Origin of the sequence: Parahalioglobus pacificus, assembly GCF_014652275.1 — a bacterium.
In the GTDB taxonomy this organism is placed as follows: domain Bacteria; phylum Pseudomonadota; class Gammaproteobacteria; order Pseudomonadales; family Halieaceae; genus Parahalioglobus; species Parahalioglobus pacificus.
Genome location: NZ_BMYM01000002.1, coordinates 348,534 through 367,034 on the forward strand (window position 1 = coordinate 348,534; position 18,501 = coordinate 367,034).

Annotated in this window: 17 protein-coding genes; 6 read left to right on the forward strand and 11 right to left on the reverse strand. The window is 55.4% G+C overall.

The genetic code is table 11. The annotated features are described in order from the left end of the window. Nucleotides 1-3: 3 nt before the first annotated feature. From IE089_RS10340 to IE089_RS10365, 6 genes are all read right to left on the reverse strand, one after another. On the reverse strand, nucleotides 4-2,097 hold the full coding sequence (locus IE089_RS10340) for a methyl-accepting chemotaxis protein (protein WP_189477741.1): 2,094 nt from the start codon (nucleotides 2,095-2,097) through the stop codon (nucleotides 4-6). Further along, on the reverse strand, nucleotides 2,090-2,653 hold the full coding sequence (locus IE089_RS10345; RefSeq protein WP_189477742.1) for a chemotaxis protein CheW: 564 nt from the start codon (nucleotides 2,651-2,653) through the stop codon (nucleotides 2,090-2,092). The genes IE089_RS10340 and IE089_RS10345 overlap by 8 nt, the downstream gene beginning before the upstream one ends. Before the next feature lie 3 nt (nucleotides 2,654-2,656). After that, nucleotides 2,657-3,067, reverse strand: a complete 411-nt coding sequence (locus IE089_RS10350) for a response regulator (RefSeq protein WP_189477743.1) — start codon at nucleotides 3,065-3,067, stop codon at nucleotides 2,657-2,659. Between the two features lie 215 nt (nucleotides 3,068-3,282). Continuing rightward, a complete protein-coding gene (locus tag IE089_RS10355) occupies nucleotides 3,283-4,185 on the reverse strand; it encodes a chemotaxis protein CheB (protein ID WP_189477744.1) in 903 nt (300 codons plus the stop codon). After that, nucleotides 4,178-4,774 (reverse strand): hypothetical protein, encoded by a 597-nt coding sequence (locus IE089_RS10360; protein ID WP_189477745.1) that lies wholly within the window; start codon nucleotides 4,772-4,774, stop codon nucleotides 4,178-4,180. Before IE089_RS10360 ends, IE089_RS10355 begins: the two co-directional genes overlap by 8 nt. Then, nucleotides 4,771-6,135 (reverse strand): AAA-type ATPase lid domain-containing protein, encoded by a 1,365-nt coding sequence (locus IE089_RS10365; protein ID WP_189477746.1) that lies wholly within the window; start codon nucleotides 6,133-6,135, stop codon nucleotides 4,771-4,773. Before IE089_RS10365 ends, IE089_RS10360 begins: the two co-directional genes overlap by 4 nt. 169 nt (nucleotides 6,136-6,304) lie before the next feature. Between IE089_RS10365 and IE089_RS10370 the strand changes: the two genes are divergently transcribed. Both IE089_RS10370 and IE089_RS10375 read left to right on the forward strand, forming a co-directional pair. Next, nucleotides 6,305-7,153: a pirin family protein gene (locus IE089_RS10370; protein ID WP_189477747.1), complete on the forward strand. Its 849-nt coding sequence runs from the start codon at nucleotides 6,305-6,307 to the stop codon at nucleotides 7,151-7,153. Nucleotide 7,154: 1 nt separating this feature from the next. Continuing rightward, complete coding sequence (locus IE089_RS10375; protein ID WP_189477748.1) at nucleotides 7,155-8,699, forward strand: glutamate synthase-related protein; 1,545 nt, start codon at nucleotides 7,155-7,157, stop codon at nucleotides 8,697-8,699. 42 nt (nucleotides 8,700-8,741) lie between these two features. Here IE089_RS10375 and IE089_RS10380 read toward each other — a convergent pair whose 3' ends face one another. The 5 genes from IE089_RS10380 to dnaA all read right to left on the reverse strand — a co-directional run bounded on the left by IE089_RS10380 (nucleotide 8,742) and on the right by dnaA (nucleotide 15,466). Next, nucleotides 8,742-9,083: a DUF3127 domain-containing protein gene (locus IE089_RS10380; protein ID WP_189477749.1), complete on the reverse strand. Its 342-nt coding sequence runs from the start codon at nucleotides 9,081-9,083 to the stop codon at nucleotides 8,742-8,744. Between the two features lie 76 nt (nucleotides 9,084-9,159). Then, nucleotides 9,160-11,577 carry a DNA topoisomerase (ATP-hydrolyzing) subunit B gene (gene gyrB, locus IE089_RS10385; RefSeq protein ID WP_189477750.1) on the reverse strand — a complete coding sequence of 806 codons (2,418 nt, stop codon included), beginning with the start codon at nucleotides 11,575-11,577 and terminating at the stop codon, nucleotides 9,160-9,162. A gap of 85 nt (nucleotides 11,578-11,662) precedes the next feature. Next, nucleotides 11,663-12,748: a DNA replication/repair protein RecF gene (gene recF / locus IE089_RS10390; protein WP_189477751.1), complete on the reverse strand. Its 1,086-nt coding sequence runs from the start codon at nucleotides 12,746-12,748 to the stop codon at nucleotides 11,663-11,665. 65 nt (nucleotides 12,749-12,813) lie between these two features. After that, complete coding sequence (gene dnaN, locus IE089_RS10395) at nucleotides 12,814-13,917, reverse strand: DNA polymerase III subunit beta (protein WP_189477752.1); 1,104 nt, start codon at nucleotides 13,915-13,917, stop codon at nucleotides 12,814-12,816. 100 nt (nucleotides 13,918-14,017) lie between these two features. Next, nucleotides 14,018-15,466 (reverse strand): chromosomal replication initiator protein DnaA, encoded by a 1,449-nt coding sequence (dnaA, locus tag IE089_RS10400; RefSeq protein WP_189477753.1) that lies wholly within the window; start codon nucleotides 15,464-15,466, stop codon nucleotides 14,018-14,020. Between the two features lie 534 nt (nucleotides 15,467-16,000). On the opposite strand from dnaA, the gene rpmH reads away from it, so the two are divergent. Genes rpmH through yidC form a run of 4 tightly spaced genes read left to right on the forward strand, consistent with a single transcriptional unit; the run spans nucleotide 16,001 to nucleotide 18,499 of the window. Further along, nucleotides 16,001-16,135, forward strand: a complete 135-nt coding sequence (rpmH, locus tag IE089_RS10405; RefSeq protein ID WP_189477754.1) for a 50S ribosomal protein L34 — start codon at nucleotides 16,001-16,003, stop codon at nucleotides 16,133-16,135. Nucleotides 16,136-16,138: 3 nt separating this feature from the next. Further along, nucleotides 16,139-16,549: a ribonuclease P protein component gene (rnpA, locus tag IE089_RS10410; protein WP_189477755.1), complete on the forward strand. Its 411-nt coding sequence runs from the start codon at nucleotides 16,139-16,141 to the stop codon at nucleotides 16,547-16,549. Nucleotides 16,550-16,557: 8 nt separating this feature from the next. Further along, a complete protein-coding gene (gene yidD / locus IE089_RS10415; protein ID WP_189477756.1) occupies nucleotides 16,558-16,791 on the forward strand; it encodes a membrane protein insertion efficiency factor YidD in 234 nt (77 codons plus the stop codon). A gap of 7 nt (nucleotides 16,792-16,798) precedes the next feature. Further along, a complete protein-coding gene (yidC, locus tag IE089_RS10420; protein WP_189477757.1) occupies nucleotides 16,799-18,499 on the forward strand; it encodes a membrane protein insertase YidC in 1,701 nt (566 codons plus the stop codon). Nucleotides 18,500-18,501 lie beyond the last annotated feature (2 nt).

Below are 18,501 nucleotides of genomic sequence, written 5' to 3' on the forward strand. Positions count from 1 at the left end.
GGATCATACGGAGGCCCGGTTGTCCTCAGCGTCTTCCAGTGCCGTCATTTCCGCCTCATCGAACTGGCTGGGTGAGCCATTCACATGCTCTACTTCACCGCTTGTCTTGAGATCGAAGGCAGCATTGGCAACACCCTCTTCAATACGGAACTGGCTGAGGTTGTCCGCCACGTCGCGCATTGACGACTGCAGCTGCGATACACCCAACTGCGTGAACTCACTGTACTCGGCAATATCCACGTTACGCTCGCGAATCTCCGCCATGGAGTTATTCATGTGCTGCGCGCTGACAGCAGACTGTCCCGCAGCATCATCCACCGAGCGAATGATGGAGGAAATCGAGCTTGAGCCGTCGTTGATTTCCTCAAGTGCCGCATCCAGGCGCTCGATATATTCCAGAATGGTTACAACCGTTCCTACGGTGTTTTCCATACTTTCCATGTTCTCGGCGGACATGTTCTGCAGCATGCGTACTTCAGAAATAATCTTACGACCCTCTTCCTCCGCTTCACGCAGCAAGTCACCAATCGCTTCCGCAATCCCGAGGAAGGGTCGGCCGTATTCACCGGCTTTCTCCGCCTCAATACGGGTGTTAATCGCAACAACCGAAATCTTGGTGTTCAGCGCCTGAATATATTCCGCGGCGTTGGTTACCGACTGGATCAATTCACCCTGTCGCTTTGCAGATTTCGACGTTTCCTGTACTGACTCACGCACGTCAGCTGAGGCCGATGACATGTCCTTGGTCAGTTCATAACCGCGCTCAACTCGAGAACGGTTTTGCTCGGACGACTTGGCCGCCTCTGCTGTGGAGTGCTTGATCTCCTCACTGGTACGTACCATTTCGGTAGCAGCGGTGGTGGAATCAACAACCGAGCGAGTCAGCTGCTTACCCTTATCTACCTGGCCACGTGCGGTCTTACCAATCTTGTTAATCTCGTCGACCGAGACTTCAAACGGCGTGCGAATGTTCTGAATCAGTTCGCGCTGGCGACGAGTAGAAGCGTTAATTTCCCGCGCAATGTCTGCGGTCACTTCGTTGTCTTCAGGTACCTTCACGGTCAGGTCACCTTCCGCGATTTTCACCAGAGCACCGTTAATGTCTTCTACACCGGCCTCGGTGTATTCAACCCGGCGACGCTGGCCACGGAACATGACGATCAATAGGCCAACCGCCAGCAGCGCTGGCGCACCGAACAACACCAGCAACGTGGTGCGATCGAAGAACCGCGCATTGTTCAGGCGGTCAAGCGCCGGAACAATGTTGGAGATCGCTGCCGTCAGCTCGGGGCTGGACTCAATGATGGCTTCTCGCGCACCCGCCACTTCACGCATCTGCTCAGAGGAGCTCGCGATCTGGTCAATCGACGCTGAAATCACCGAGAACAGTGCAGACGCTGTGTTGATAGAGTCCAGCGCGTCTGGGTCAGTCAACTGCTGAACACCCATCACGCGATCGCCGTTTTTCAAAGAGTCAACCGTGCGGTTAAAGTTTGCAGCATCCTGGCGGAACTCATCCGCGGCAGCCTGGCTCTCTTCACCGCCGGCCAGGATCTTGTCGATGTTCCTGGCGATACGCTCAGTCAACCATAAGGTCTTCTGCGCGGCCGCAATAGTATCTACCGATACATTTTCATCCCGCAGAATGTCGACAACGGCAGCAAACTCGCTCTGGATTGGGCGAATGTTGCTTTCCAGATCCACCGACACACCACGAATGAAGGTAATGTCATCACCGGCGGCGACCAGAAGCTGCGCGCTGTCTTTGATCGGTTGCCAGTTACCCTGAATGCGAGATACCTCGCCATCAATGCCTGCGCCATCGAGATCACCCAGCATGGCGTCGAAGTTCGATACATCCTGAGCCAACTGCGCAAAAGTCGCTGCATCACCACGCGTTGTTGCGCGCGCACGCGCCACCACGTCGTTCTGCGCAACGCGCATATCATTAGCCAGTACGCGGAATTGACTCTCTGTACCAGCCTCCTGCTGTGCCACGTAGAAGGTGTAAACCACCCCCGCCAGACACGCCAGCATGCCGACAATAATCACTGTCACCCATACTGAAGAAGTTCCTGCCGTTTTAGGTTTAGACATCGCCCGTTTCCTCACTGTGTTGCTCTGAGGCGACTGCGGCATTTGCCAGCTCGCCTTCGTTTATTAATTTGTCGAGATCGAGAACTGCGCAAAAGTCGTCATCGAGGACGAATCCACCCAGGGTGTAGCCGTGAACGGCCGGATCAACGTCGCGCTCCATGTCGCGTTCGTCGATTGGGAATTTAGTGCTGCGGCGCACATCGCTAAGCGTAATCGCGAAATGCATCCCGGGGCGACGGATTACCATGCAGTAGTCCCGCACTCGTCCGGAATAGGGTTCGCGACGCAGTAAGACATCGCCACTGATCACAGGAATCAAACCACCGCGATGGGTTGCAAGACCCATCACCCACTGACGGGTACTGGGAATTGGCGTCACCTCAGGCATCTCGATGATCTCATCGAGTTCGCCTTCACCCACCAGCAGGGGAATGCCAGCCACGCCAAGCGCTGTCCCCGCCCAGTAGATGCAGTGATCCACCGGCGTCGGCGGGGCCTCAACGGCCTGGCCGAAACGCTGTTGCAGATCCTGCAGTGCCTGAATCGCAGAGGTCATCGTTTACGCCGCCTTGTGTGCGCCGGTGTAATCGAAGATAAGCTTGCGCAACACACTCTCGGGCGGAATCTTGGTCACATGAGCGGTCGCGCCCCGTGCCTGGCCCTTGGCAATGTCAAAGATGCCGTCGGACGACGACAGCATGATCACCGGTGTGTTCTTGGTATCTTCGGCATTCCGTATCAGTGTGCAGGTCTGGTATCCGTCCAGTTCCGGCATCGTGATGTCGAGAAATATGATGTCCGGCTTGAAGCGGCGCAGCATGCTCAACGCCTTGTAGCCGTCTTCGGCCATCTCAACCTCGCAGCCCATACCCTTGAGTGTATGAGACATCATCATGCGAATCGTCTTGGCATCATCAATGATGGCTACCTTGACGCCGCTTACGTCCATTTCCTCGGTCTGTTCTGTCATGTTCACCCTCTTAAAACGTACGCTACGCCAACGCGCAGCCGTGAAAGACGGGTTCAGTATTTGAATTGGCAAGCCCCGCATCAAGCGAAAACTGGAGTTTTCTCCAGAATCAGGACTTATGTCTCAGAACGTGAAAAGTCCGTATTTATGCGTGCTTCAGGGGTTTTCGAAGATGGCAATAGCTCAACTGCCAGAAAGTCGAGAAAAAGTGTGAATCAACTCACATATCGATGACTGAGAGCCTCGGCGAGGCCCTCCGGGGTGCTGGTGAGGGAAACAAGGCCAGTATCGATCGCCGCCTGGGGCATGGCGGCACATACGGCGCTTTCTGGCGACTGCGCCCAAACCACACCCCCGTGTGAGGTGTATGCAGGCAGCGCTTCGGCGCCATCTTCACCCATACCGCTGAACACAATGACCCCGGTATGTGCCACATTTGCGCCACCGAGAATGGCAATAGCCTCAGAAAGGGATGGGGTGTAGCGACTCTTCCAGGGCTGCTCGGGCAGGGAAATGATGATCGGCGATGACAGCGCAAACCGGCAGGACGGTGACAGGATCACAACGGAGCCTCCGGCGAGGCGTGCGTGGGTGTCCAATAGCGTCATATCAATCGAGGGGTTGTCGGAGACCATCTCCGCAAGCTGGGCTCGTTTGGCCACGTCATAGTGCTGCGCGTAGACGAACGCCACGGGCACATCATCATCGAGGGCATTGAGGAATGACTGTATAGCAGGTGTAGCCCCTGCCGACCCGGCTAGCAGCCAGACCGCGGGGTCTTGCACCGTAGGTCGAGTGAGTACTTTTCTGCCTTTGCCCACCTGGCGGATGCGTTGAATCTGCGCGCGGCACCAGCTTTCCAACGCCTCGGGATTACGATGATCGGGCAAGCTTTCCACCGGCAACAAGGCTGTGCCCCCCTTGGCCAATGCTTCAAAGGCTGTGCCGGGGGTGTCATCAAATACCCAGAGGCGGCAGTGCCCCTCGCGCACCAGCGCCTTAACCAGCGCCGGCGTGGTTGCAACTTCCGCTCTGAGACCCGCCGCCGCCAGCGCCCTTGAAAGGGGCAGGGCGTGAGCGGGTGGCAGGGCTACTCCGATGGTGTCGTCGTCAGTCACTCGGGAACAGATAGTTGCGGAAAGGTTCCAAGTGCCCTGGCTGAAAGTCCTTCAGTTCATAAATATTGAACTTGTGCATCAGTGCCAGGCAGCGCTGGTACACGCGATCCGCATCATAAGCCGAAGGCGGAATCTGATACTTGTCGGTTATCTGGGCGAAAATCATGGTCGCAATGTTACGCCGCATCTCGTCCTCGCGGTACATCATCTGGTCAACCGGCGATGACACAATCGGTGCACCGTAGATCAGAAACGCCTCCCAGCGCCGAACATCCTGTTGGTCGGGGAGTTGATGCACCAAAAACCTGACCATATTACGCAGCTCAACCGGTGGCGGCACCACGTCCCGCTGCAGCCAATCACGAACATCGCTTTCTTTCCAATCATGGTTGATCGCCAGCAGGCTAAGAACTCGGCCGTCTGTTTGCGGCAAGGCAGCACCCGCCAGGTCCCACAGCAGGTTAAGGCGAGCTGAAAACCCTAGGCAGGGTTCCAGCTCTTCCAGGTGCAAATCCTGATATTCGACGGCGTAGTCGTGCACCGATTTCTGTGCACGCTCTCTGGCGCTGTTTTGCGATGGATCACTCATACTGCGGTTCCTGCTGCATCGTTATCGCCCGAGGAATCGCCAATGTCATAGTGCTTTAGCCTTTTTTGGTAAGTTGGCACTGACACACCTAGAAGCCGAGATTTTTCCCGGCTAGTTACGTTGTCTCCCGAACGCTCAAGCTGGATGAGCAGCAATTTTTCCAGTGTCGCTGGCGGTGACGGCGGCTCCGCTGGCAGGGCACGAACCCAGTCCCTGACCAGACGTGCCACCTCACGCCAGTCGCGATAGGCATGTCGAGTAGCCGTGCGCTCTGCGATGCGGGGCGCCCAACGGCCAAGGTTGCGTGCCTGCGTACACAAAAAGCTGGCCGCCCGGCCCTGCTCTCCGTCATAGCGCTCCAGTGTTGCAGTGACCAGCTCATCCTGCAGCCAGGTGCCAAGTGGCGCGCCGCTGGGCGATGCCACTTCCCGGGCCACCATGGCGGCCACGAGGGACTCCAACTCTTCCAGTGCCGTGGGTGTATACACCTCCTGCGTGTCTGCCCCCTCGCTGGCCCAATCCAGAAAGGCTGCGCCGTTGGTTGTGGGCTCAGTAGCAGTGTCCCCTGCATCGTGTAGGCCGATATCTGCCGCGGTTATCCATTCATGATCGCTGTAGTCCAACGCTTCAATAATGCGCTCACGCACTTCCGTGATATTGCCCGTCCACTTGTGTGCCAGCATGGCGCGCTCAGCATCCGGGGTTAGACCCTTAATTGACCGATTGCGCCGCGCCGCCTCCTGGCCAAGTATCTTCTCTCCCCAGCGCAACACAGCCTTTCCGCGGTCTTTCAGGGGAGGGACGACAATGGGGTAACCGGCAAATGCACTGGCGAGCTTGCGTGACAGTCGCTCCTGCGCCACCAGCTTCTCCAGCGTTTCGGGGAATACGGCCAACAGGCGCACGCGCGGTAAGTAGCGCGGAGGCTTTTCGTTAAAGAAGGTGCGTGTACTCACCATGCGCGCGACCCGGTCCTGCGTATCGGGGTGCATCAGGTGCGGCGACTTGAACACCAGCGTCTGGTCCTTACAGTGATCGACCAGCGCACAGATTTTTCGGAACGACTGCTCACGGCTGCGCAATTCGTGGCAGTCCAACACAATCATATCTTCGGGTGAGCCGCCCGCAGCCTCGTGCACAACTTGTGCGATATACATCTTACCTGTGCCTCTTGCACCGATAATGGCAACGGGCATATCAACTTTGGCGAGGAACACGGCTTGATCAACCGCGCCTTCCATGTTGTCGACAACATAGCCCGGATCACCGTCAAGCGTGAACAGGTCTACCTGGCTGGACAGAATCGGCTGCTGCTCCGCGTTTTCAGCGGACTCCACTTCCCTAGGCTGTGCCCTGTTCATCGCTTCCTGAGTCTGGGCTCTCACACAATTTTTGAGCATAAACGGCCGCGAGAGCTGCCGCAATCGAATCAACAACCTTTCTTTTTTATCGAATTATATTGCCCTTTTATTGCGATTTTTATTCGTCTTTTCCGGAACTATTCTGAGGCCAGTCACTGAGGAGGCCAAGATGACTAACCGATCTATCGTGGAGATTAGAAACGCACACAACAGCCGCGACGGCGATGGCGTCGCGATACAGCGCATCGCTGGCATGCAACATGCGGGTATGGACCCGGTACTGATGATTGACGAGCTTCGCTCGGACGACCGACAAGATTTCATTGGCGGTTTTCCACCGCACCCGCACCGGGGAATGCAGACGCTGACTTACATGAAACAGGGCGGGATTGTTCACGAAGACAGCGAGGGGAACCGCGGTGAAATTCGCAGCGGCGGAGCCCAGTGGATGTCTGCCGGGCGCGGCATCATTCACTCCGAAATGCCCACACAAGACAGCGACGGCCTCCACGGGTTCCAGCTTTGGGTCAACCTTCCGCGTGCACAAAAAATGTCGGCGCCCCAGTACCGTGACGTACCCCTGGCAGGCTTAGCGCACTGGGCTGAGGGGAATACATCGGTGACCGTGATTGCCGGTGACTGGTCGTTCAATGGCAGCCCGATGACAGGACCGTTGGAGAAACTGGCCGAGCAAGCCGGCATCGCCGATGCGCAACTCGCACCCCAGGCACAACTTACGGTGGTCACAAAACCACAGGCTGCTGTGCTGGGCTATGTTTACGATGGCGATGCGCAGGTAGGGGAGAGGTCCATCACTCACCAGCAGCTATTCATCACCTCACAGGGAGAGCAATTGACACTGTCAGCCGGTGAGCAGGGCGCAGGGGTTTTGCTGTTTCAGGGAATGCCACTTAAAGAGCCGGTCGCTCACTATGGGCCCTTCGTGATGAACACGGCCGAGGAGATTGAGCAAGCGATTGAAGATTATCAGTCGGGTAAGTTTCCGGGAGGAGCCTGACATGGCACAGCCTATTGTCTTTGACAACAAACCTGTCCCCATTGAGCTAAAGGAGGGGGAAGAGTACTACTTCTGCCGCTGCGGTCTCTCCAACAACCAGCCCTTCTGCGATGGTTCGCACGTGGGCACAGAGTTCACGCCGCAGGCATTTACCGCGCAGGAGACCGGCGAATCCTATCTGTGCCAGTGCAAGCACTCGGCAAACGCGCCTTATTGTGATGGTACGCACAGCCGTTTCAGCGACGATAACATCGGCAAACCTGGCGACGGCGTGATTGCGTCTGGTAACGCGCAGCCAGAGGCGGTCGCAACACCCGAAGAGCCCACCGTTGCGCTGATACATCAGTTAGCAAATACCGGCCTGGACCAGGTCGGCCATCACGGCCCTATGGCAGCAATGGGGGTACCCAGAAGGACCTTGCCCGACTGGGATGACATTCAGCTATTGGTGGCACAGATGGCCACTTCTCCTTTGATGGAGGATGTGTCCGTCGGTAGCAAACTGGTCATCGGGCCAGAGGCAAAACAGCCCTTACAGCTGGATATTCCCCTATTTGTGTCAGACATGAGTTTTGGTGCCTTATCGGAAGAGGCCAAGACGGCCATGGCCAGAGGTGCCGATATCGCTGGCACGGGAATCTGCAGCGGTGAAGGTGGCATGCTACCGGAAGAACAGTTGGCCAATAGCCGCTATTTCTATGAACTCGCAAGTGCAGGTTTTGGTTACGACGAGTCTTTACTCACTCGTGTACAGGCCTTCCATTTCAAAGGTGGTCAGGGGGCAAAAACCGGCACTGGCGGCCACCTGCCGGGTGCGAAGAACATTGGCAAAATCGCTGAAGTCAGGGGCATCGAACCGGGAATGCCAGCCATCTCACCGCCAACATTTTCTGAACTGAACAGCGTCGCCGACTTCGCACACTTCGCTGATCGTGTTCGAGAAATCAGCGGCGGCATTCCCGTGGGTTTTAAGCTGAGCGCCAACCACATAGAGCGCGATATTCAATTTGCCCTTGATGCAGGGGCTGATTACATCATTCTCGATGGTCGTGGCGGGGGAACCGGCGCAGCACCGGAAATGTTCCGGGACCACATCAGCGTACCCACAATTCCTGCGCTCGCCAGAGCTCGGCGGTACCTCGACAGTCAAGGTGCCAGCGGCGGAGTCACCCTCATTATTACAGGCGGACTGCGAACCCATACGGATTTTGTTAAAGCACTGGCTCTGGGCGCGGACGGTATTGCTCTGGCCAATAGCGCTATGCAGGCCATTGGGTGCGTGGGCGCGCGCATATGCAATAGCAATAACTGCCCCGCGGGTATTGCTACGCAGAAGCCTGAGCTACGCGCCCGTCTGGATGTTGAACTCAGTGCTGAAAAGCTGGCGCGCTATCTCGACGCCAGCGTCAATTTAATGAAGGTATTGGCCAGGGCCTGCGGCCACAGGCATCTCTCCGACTTCAATCCCGGTGATTTGGGAACGTGGAAGGAGAGCATGGCGAGACTGTCCGGCGTGACATTTACCGGAGCAGGCCCTTTACCCTGATCGACAATCCGTGGCCTCGCAACAGCTGCAAGGCCTAAGGACTCAGAACGGAATATCGTCATCGGGAATATCCTGCGGCGGTGGCGGAGGAGGGGGTGCGTACTCTTCCTGCGCTGCCGAGGCAGGCGCCACTTTCCAAGCCTGTAGATTGTTAAAGTAACGCCCGTTGTACTCACGCCCGCGAATATCAAAGGTCACCGTCACATCCTGACCAGTCTGGAGGCTATCAAGTAGTGCGACCTTGTCCTGTACAAATTCCAGGTTGATATCCTGTGGGTAGCGACCATCCTCTACGGTGACCACCATTTCGCGCTTGGTAAAACCACTGTCGAAGGTCTTGGCGTCCTGAATCAGCTTGATGCGACCCGTCAACTCATAGGCCATGACTTAACTCCAATCGATGATGGGGCGGGCTAATGCCGCATTGCCCAATGGCAATGCGGACAGGTTCGGTGTTAATTCACACATCCAGGTTTGCCACCGACAGCGCGTTTTCTTCAATAAAGTCGCGACGCGGCTCAACGTGGTCGCCCATGAGCGTGGTAAAGATCTGGTCGGCAGCAATCGCATCTTCAACCGTGACCTTCAGCATACGGCGCACTTCGGGGTCCATTGTGGTCTCCCAAAGCTGCTCTGGGTTCATCTCACCCAGACCCTTATAGCGCTGTATGTTGTAGCCCTTTCTTGCCTCAGCCATCAGCCAGGCAAGGCCTTCGTCAAAGCGTCGCGTATGCAGGACCTTCTCACCGCGCTGGAAGTAGCCTTCTTCGTCGATCAGCGTATTCATGGTTTCGCCCAAGGCAACCAGACTGCGGTACTCCCCAGAAGCGAAAAACTCATGCTGGTACTCAGTTTCTGACTCAACACCATGGGCCAATACACGCACCACCGGGTAGAAAATACTGCGCTCAGTATCCTTGCGCACCACCACAGTGTAGTTGGCAGAGCCGGCTCCTGAGGTTTGCAAGCGCTCACTTAAGGCCTCTGCAAAACCCTGCACCGCGCTCTCATCGGCCATCTGTTCAAGACTCAAGGCAGATGACTCGATCAACTGCCACAGCACTTCAGGGGCGTACAGGCGACTGAGGCGCTCGATAGTCGACTCCACCGCGCGGTATTGGGTGACCAGGTCTTCAAGCCCACTGCCAGCAATGGGCGGCGCGTCTGGATTAACGTAGATCGAGGCACTTTCCAGCGCCGACTGGGTCAGGTAGGCATCCAGGGCCTCATCGTCCTTCAGGTATTGGTGCTGTTTACCCTTGGCTATCTTGTACAGCGGGGGCTGTGCGATAAAGACATGGCCGCGCTCAATCAGCTCCCGCATCTGCCGGAAGAAAAACGTCAGCAGCAGGGTTCTAATATGAGACCCATCAACGTCGGCATCGGTCATGATGATAATGCTGTGATAGCGGAGCTTGTCGGCATCAAATTCTTCCTTGCCAATGCCACAGCCAAGAGCCGTCACTATGGTGCCTACCTCAGCAGACCCCAGCATTTTGTCGAACCGCGCCTTTTCAACGTTAAGGATCTTGCCCTTAAGGGGCAAAATGGCCTGAAAACGCCGATTCCTACCCTGCTTGGCAGAGCCACCCGCGGAATCACCCTCCACCAAATAAAGCTCTGACAGGGCAGGGTCTTTTTCCTGGCAGTCAGCCAATTTGCCGGGCAGACCGGCAATGTCCAGGGCGCCTTTACGGCGTGTCATCTCACGTGCCTTGCGCGCAGCTTCGCGAGCGCGGGCAGCATCCAGCATTTTGCCAACAACGGCCTTGGCTTCCTGCGGGTTCTCCAGCAGGTAATCATTGAACTTCACGTTCATGGCCTGCTCTACCGCGGTTTTAACTTCGGAAGACACTAACTTGTCTTTGGTTTGGGAGGAGAACTTTGGATCAGGCACCTTCACCGAAATGATCGCTGTAATACCCTCTCTGGCATCATCACCCGTGGTATTGACCTTCGCTTTCTTGGCAAGCCCCTCACGTTCGATGTAGCTGTTCAAGTTACGCGTTAGCGCGGCCCGGAAGCCCGCCAGGTGTGTACCGCCATCGCGCTGGGGTATGTTGTTGGTATAGCAGAAAATGCTTTCCTGGAAGGAGTCATTCCACTGCAGGGCCACCTCAACACCGATGCCCTCATCCGCGTCTAATTGGAAATGGAACGCCTTGTTAATAGGGGTTTTGTTGTTGTTCAGGTAGTCCACAAAGGCCATTAGCCCGCCTTCGTAGTTATAGGTTTCCTCTTTGCCACTGCGCTCATCCTTTAACACGATGCATACGCCTGAATTGAGGAAGGCCAGCTCTCGCAAGCGCTTGGCGAGCTGGTCAAAGTGGAACTCGATGTTGGTAAAGGTCTCGGCCGAAGGCACAAAACGCACGGCAGTGCCGGAGGTTTCCGTATCGCCCATGATCGCCAGCGGCGCCTCGGGCACACCGTGGTGGTAGACCTGCTCGTACATCTTGCCTTCGCGGCGAATCGTCAGAACCAGCTCGGAAGAGAGCGCGTTGACCACGGAGACACCCACACCGTGCAAGCCGCCGGATACTTTGTAAGTATTGTCGTCAAACTTACCGCCGGCGTGCAATACCGTCATGATGACCTCTGCCGCCGACACTCCCTCCTCGTGCATTTCCGTGGGAATACCACGGCCGTTATCGCTCACGGTGACAGATTCATCCGGATGGATAACAACATCAATCTGACTACAGTGGCCGGCCAGCGCCTCATCAATTGAGTTGTCGACCAGCTCAAACACCATGTGATGAAGGCCAGTGCCATCGTCGGTATCACCGATGTACATGCCGGGGCGCTTCCTAACCGCATCCAAGCCCTTGAGGACCTTGATGCTGGAGGAATCGTATTGCGGTTCGTTGTCGCTCATACTGGTTTTATCTCTTTCTTTTTACGGGTGCCGGCCAGGTCCTACAGCCCTTGCCGGTGCATCACATGGCGCCAAGCGGCGCATGCTATGCGAGTTTTCCTTGTTCCACGTGGAACACTGTTGGTGATGAGCCTTCTGGCCACACCGATACAATATCTACGGCGTCTACACAGGTGATAAACACCTGGGCCCCCAGTTCATCCAGGCTCCGGCATACACGCCGGCAGTGCTCTGAATCCAATTCCGAAGGTAAGTCATCCACCAGATACACACTGTTCGACGCTTTCTTCTCTGTCAGCAGGCGACCTTGTGCAAGTTTCATGGCACACACCACCAGCTTCTGCTGCCCACGCGAGAGCGTATCTGCTGCCAGATGTTGACCGACCATTACGCGGACATCACCACGCTGTGGTCCACTATGGGTATAACCCTGCTCCATATCGGCCTGACGGGTCTTCTCGAGCGCATCACGTAAAGACATGGACTTATCCCAACCACGTCGATAGCTGAGGCTCACACCGTCCAGACCCGAGCTCAGACTGGCCAACACGTCCTGAAAGCATGGCTCAAGGGCTTCAAAGAAAGCCGATCGTAAAGCATCGATCGCTTCACCCGCCTGAATCAACTCATTGGTCCAGGGGGCCAATGCATTGTCGTCGATTTTATCACGGCGGAGGAGGTTGTTGCGCTGTTTAAGTGCCCGTTGATAGCGCTGCCAGACACCAAGGAACGCATGTTCCACGTGGAACACTCCCCAATCGAGATACTGGCGTCGCGTTTTGGGCGGGCCCACCAGTAGGTCAAAGCTATCGGCATTGATGACTTGTAAGGGAAGCTGTTCAGCGAGCGCTGCCACTGTTTTCAAAGGCTCGCCGTCGCACTTCAGAATCAGCTCACCATCAGTGGTACGTTGCACACCCAAAGGCACTGAGCGCTGTGAGCCTGCCGCTGCCACTTCACCAAACACCGTGAGTGAGGGCTGGCCATGCTGAATGACAGTTTTTACTCGTGTACTACGAAAAGAACGAGCAAGCCCTAATAGGTGGATTGCCTCCAATAGGCTGGTTTTTCCACTGCCATTGGGGCCTGCAAATACCGCAACCCGGGGCAGACTGCTTAATCGCGCCGTCGAAAGATTCCGTACGTTATGGATCTCGAGGCGACTAAGCACAGGAAACCGTCTGGCAGCGCGACTTTACCAACCCGTATCGTATCGGGTGCACCGTTAACAATGCATCACAGACGCATTGGCATAACAACGTAAACAGAGTCACCGCTATCTGATTCTTCCAGTAAGGCGCTACTGTTAGGGTCGGATAAAGAAAGCTTGATGGTTTCGCCGCTAAGGACGCCGAGCACATCCAACAAATAGCTTACGTTGAATCCAATTTCCAGACCGTCACCGCTGTACTCCACAGGAACCACTTCTTCGGCCTGTTCCTGCTCCGGGTTGTTGGCGACGATATCCAGGTTGTTCTCACCCAGCTTCAGGCGAACACCTCGGTACTTTTCGTTGGACAGAATCGCTGTTCGCGTAAAGGCTTGGCGCAGTTCTAAGCGTGAGCCGCTAACTATCTTGTCAGGGTTGCGCGGCAACACGCGCTCGTACTCGGGGAACTTGCCGTCTACCAACTTGGAAGTGAAGGTAAAACGCTCCGTTGTCGCACGGATATGATTGCTCCCAATCACGATTGATACATCCGCATCCTCATCTCCCAACAGGCGGCCCAGCTCCAGAACGCCTTTACGGGGAAGAATAACTTGAGCATCAGAATCTGTTTCCAGGGAAGACTGCAGGGTACACATGGCCAGGCGGTGGCCATCCGTGGCTACAACACGTAGCTGTCCGCCTTTAATTTCCCAGAGCATACCGTTCAGGTAGTAACGCACATCCTGCTGGGCCATGGCAAAACTGGTTCTATCAATAAGCCGGCGCAGGTCGCGTTGTTTGAGCGTGAATTGGTGCGTTCCCAAGCCATCTTCAACGCTGGGGAACTCACGCGGGGGTAGGGTTGAGAGTGTGAATCGGCTGCGTCCGGATTTGACTGTCACCTTGCCTTCTTCCACAGAAAACTGGATATCACTACCTTCCGGTAGCGACTTGCAGATGTCCACCAGCTTACGCGCGGGAACCGTCACTTCACCGTCTCCGTCGGCGCTGGCGACCGCAACGCGACCGATAAGTTCGACCTCGAGATCGGTGCCAGTCAGAGACAGGCGTTCACCCTCTAGCACCATCAATACGTTTGCCAGTATGGGCAGCGTTTGGCGGCGTTCAACCACACCGGCTACCTGGTTGAGGGGGGTAATCAGTTCATCTCTGGCAACGGTAAACTTCATGGTTTCCGACGGTCCTTACAGTGGTCTTTGTGCACACAGCATTCACACCACTTACCGCGGGTGTGCGCACATATGAGAAATTATGTTTTATAAGCCGTGATCAGGTGGTCAGTGATCTCAACAGGTTTTTGTAATCTTCGCTGATATCCGAGCTTGTTTCACGAAGCTCTTTGATTTTACGACATGCGTGAAGAACTGTCGTGTGGTCTCGACCACCAAAGCTATCACCAATTTCAGGCAGACTATGGTTGGTCAATTCCTTGGACAGCGCCATGGCCATTTGCCTGGGCCTGGCCACAGAACGACTGCGCCGCCGCGACATAAGGTCCGCGACTTTTATCTTGTAGTACTCAGCAACCGTACGTTGGATATTGTCCATACTGACCTGCTTATCCTGTAGGGCCAGTAGATCCTTCAAGCTATCCTTGATCAGGTCGATATCGACATCTCGCCCAGTGAAGCGAGCGCTTGCTATCACTCTTTTGAGCGCGCCCTCTAGCTCTCGCACATTTGAACGGATTCTCTGTGCGATAAAAAAGGCGGCATCCGGGGGCAGGTCTATTTGTGCCTCGGTGGCCTTTTTCATCAAGATAGCCACTCGAGTCTCTAACTCCGGCGGCTCCACGGCAACCGTCAGGCCCCAGCCAAAACGGGACTTCAGGCGTTCTTCGAGACCGTCAATCTCTTTAGGATATCGGTCGCAGGTCAGAATCATCTGCTGCCCACCCTCGAGAAGGGCATTAAACGTGTGGAAAAATTCTTCCTGCGAACGATCTTTCTTGGCAAAAAACTGAATATCATCGATCAACAGCGCGTCAACAGAGCGGTAAAATCGCTTGAACTCATTAATGGCGCCCAGCTGCAGCGCCTTTACCATGTCGGCAACAAAACGTTCTGAATGCAGATACACCACTCGAGCATCAGGGTTTTCCTGCCTCAAAGCATTGCCTACTGCATGCATAAGGTGCGTCTTACCCAATCCTACTCCACCGTATAAGAACAGCGGGTTGTAAGAATCGCCAGGGTTTTCAGCCACTTGCCGCGCGGCTGCCAGTGCCAGCTGATTGGACTTACCTTCCACAAAGCTGTCAAAAACGTAGTTTTCAACCAGATTATGTTTGTGCTGTGGCGTCTGCACGGATGCGGGTGCGGGAGAAGCCCCAGCCGGCGACCCTTTGAAAGGATCTGTAGCTATGGCTACCGGTGAAACCTGGCCGAAACTCTGTGGTCGTAGCCCTGACACCGCATCCCCCGATAACCCGGGAGTCACCGAAGGGGGTACTGGGCTGGGCGGGGGGCTGACATCACCATTACCGATCTCAAGAAGTACGCCGGGGCTACCTGAGCCCTGCAGTTCCTGAAGTATTTCGTTGATGCGCTGCGAGAACTTGTCCGCAACAAAATCCTTAATAAATCGATTGGGCGCAAAAAGCATGATTTGCTCGCCCTGCTCGTTGGCTTGTAAGGGTCGAATCCAGGTATTGAATTGCTGTGAGGGCAGCTCATCCTGGAGCCTATCGATACAATGTTGCCAAATTACACCTGGCAAAACTTTCCCCTCCGGCCATCTGGCGGTGATGGCTAGTGACTATTCATGTTGTTATCAAATTTTGGAGTGTCGACCGCGCTTCCCCCGACCGACAGCACGAATCATACTACCGGGATTCAGACTTATCCACAAAAATATTAAACAGAGAATAATATTATTATTCTTTATTTATCAAATAGTTATAGATTTTTCGTTCACTTCATAACCATATAAACAAAAAATATTTTCGGGGTGTCTTTCTGTGGATATCTTGTCGTCAAATTGAAGAAAATCTGTGGAAAACCACTCGAAGACCGCATAATACCTAGCCTCTCAGCCTTGAATAAAAACCCGCGTCGGATACGTACGATAGGGGCGAAGAAAAGGCTGCCTGTGCCGCCTGTTGTGTCTTATGGGCAGGCACAAAAAATAGGCGAGCTAGAGATTGAAACCCATGGTCCGTTTCAATAGAATAGCCCACCTTTTTTCGCCCCCTCCCGGCGCCGCAAGAATCGGCAGGGTAGGGCATCGATTTGCACAATATGGACAATTGTCATGAAAAGAACATTTCAGCCCAGCGTACTTAAGCGCAAGCGCACTCACGGATTCCGTTCACGCATGGCTACCAAAAGTGGTCGCCAGGTACTGAACCGCCGCCGTGCCAAAGGTCGCAAGCGTCTCGCAGCCTAATTAATGTCGCGCCGGGTGGGCGGTGCGACAGGCACTCGCGCACCCGCGACTTTCGGCAAGTCACAGCGCTTGCTCAAAGCCGCGGACTTCAAACAGGTTTTCGACCATAACGAAGCCCGGGCGTCTCACCGCTACTTTCTCCTTCTAGCCAAACCAGCCGCTGACAACCAACAGCGTCTGGGGCTTGTTGTCGCCAAAAAAAATGTTCGCCTGGCTGTACAGCGGAACCGTATCAAACGCGTGGTGAGGGAAACTTTCAGACAGTTACCTGAACAGCAGCCTCCGCTGGATACGATCTTCCTCGCCAGACGCGGCATCGACCAATTGGATAAGCGCGCACTATCCTCTATATTGCGCGAGCAATGGTCGAAGCTGGCCAAACAGATTGCAGCCACCCCTACATCGGAATCGTGAACACAGTTATGCGCCGCCTGCTGATAGCACTGATCACTGTGTACAAAGCCTGCCTGAGTCCGTTCCTTGGACATCATTGTCGCTTCCACCCAACCTGTTCCAGTTACGCCATTGAGGCCATCGAAGAACACGGGACAATAAAAGGAAGCAAGATGGCGCTGAGGCGCATCGGTAAATGCCACCCCTGGCACGAAGGCGGCGTAGATCCGGTTCCTACTAAACACGATATTTCACAGACCTGACACTCTTATGGATTTGCAACGCTCTTTGCTAATAGGCGTCATCGCCGTACTGTCATTCATGCTACTCACCGAGTGGGTAGCCTTCACGGGTGAACGGGAAGCTCAGGCGGTAACGCCACAAACGCGACTCACCGATAGCGGCACGGGCATAGCTTCAGCATCCGGACAAGCCGATATTCCGGTCACGCTCGACGCACCGGCGGTTGAAAGCTCTGATGACCTGCCAACGTTGGAACCGGAAACTACCGAAGCTGCACCGCAATCAAGCAGCAATGCCGGGCGCATCGTTCAGGTATATACCGACGTGCTGCAGCTCGCTATTGATCTGGACGGCGGTGACATCGTAGAGGTCGCGCTGCCCAAGCATCTGGCAGAAATCGACAACCCCGATGTGCCTTTTGTTCTGTTAGAGCAGAACGCCAACCGGGTTTACGTGGCTCAGAGCGGCCTGATTGGCCCAGACGGCATCGACAGCAACGGCCGGGCCACGTTCAGCGCTGCTCAAACGCGCTTCGACCTGGTTGAAGGCACCAACGAGCTGCAAGTCGATCTCAGCTATACCCAGGCAGGGGTCTCAGTGACTAAACGTTTCACTCTGCGCAGAGGCGATTATCTGGTCGATGTGGACTACCTGATCGAAAACAACAGCGGCGCGCGCTGGCAGGCTAACTTGTTCGGGCAAATCAAACGCGACAGCAGCCCCCAGCCCGCTGGTGATAGCGCGGGCATGGGTCTCAACCCCTTCCTTGGCGCTGCGCTAACACAACCGGAAGAGCGGTTCACCAAGTTCGATTTTCAGGACATGCGTGAAGACCCGTTCCGCGCGCAACTGCCCGGCGGCTGGATTGCTATGATTCAGCACTACTTCCTCAGCGCCTGGATTCCCAATGCCGAGCAAAGCCATACCTACACCACGCGGGTGACCAATACAGGATTCAATATTGCTGGATTTACCAGCCCACCGCTAACGCTGGACAGCGGACAGAGTGGGTCTGTGGGCGCAGGCTTTTACGCGGGACCCAAAGATCAATATCGCCTGGAAGAGATATCCCCTTATCTGGACCTCAGCGTCGACTATGGCTGGCTGTGGTGGATCGCGCAGCCCCTGTTCTGGTTGCTCAACCAAATTCATGAACTGGTAGGCAACTGGGGCGCTGCCATCATCCTGCTGACCGTCCTCATTAAAGGTGCCTTCTTCAAGTTGTCCGCAACCAGCTATCGATCAATGGCTAACATGCGCCGGGTGCAACCGAAGATCGTTGATATTCGTGAGCAGTATGCCGATGACAAACAGAAGCAGTCTCAGGCGATGATGGATCTCTACCGCAAGGAAAAGATCAACCCGATGGGTGGCTGCCTTCCCATCCTGGTGCAGATGCCCGTATTCATCGCTTTGTACTGGGTGCTCATGGAAAGTGTCGAACTTCGGCATGCGCCCTTCGCCTTGTGGATTGATGATCTGTCTGTGATGGATCCCTACTTCGTGCTGCCGCTCATTATGGGCGCCAGCATGTGGTTTATGCAGAAACTGAATCCGCCACCGCCGGACCCCATGCAGGCAAAAATCATGCAGTGGATGCCGGTAATCTTTACCTTCTTCTTCCTGTGGTTCCCCGCCGGGCTGGTGCTGTATTGGGTAGTGAACAACCTGCTGTCCATGGCTCAACAGTGGTATATCACGCGGCAGATAGAGAAGGCCGCTGCCTGACC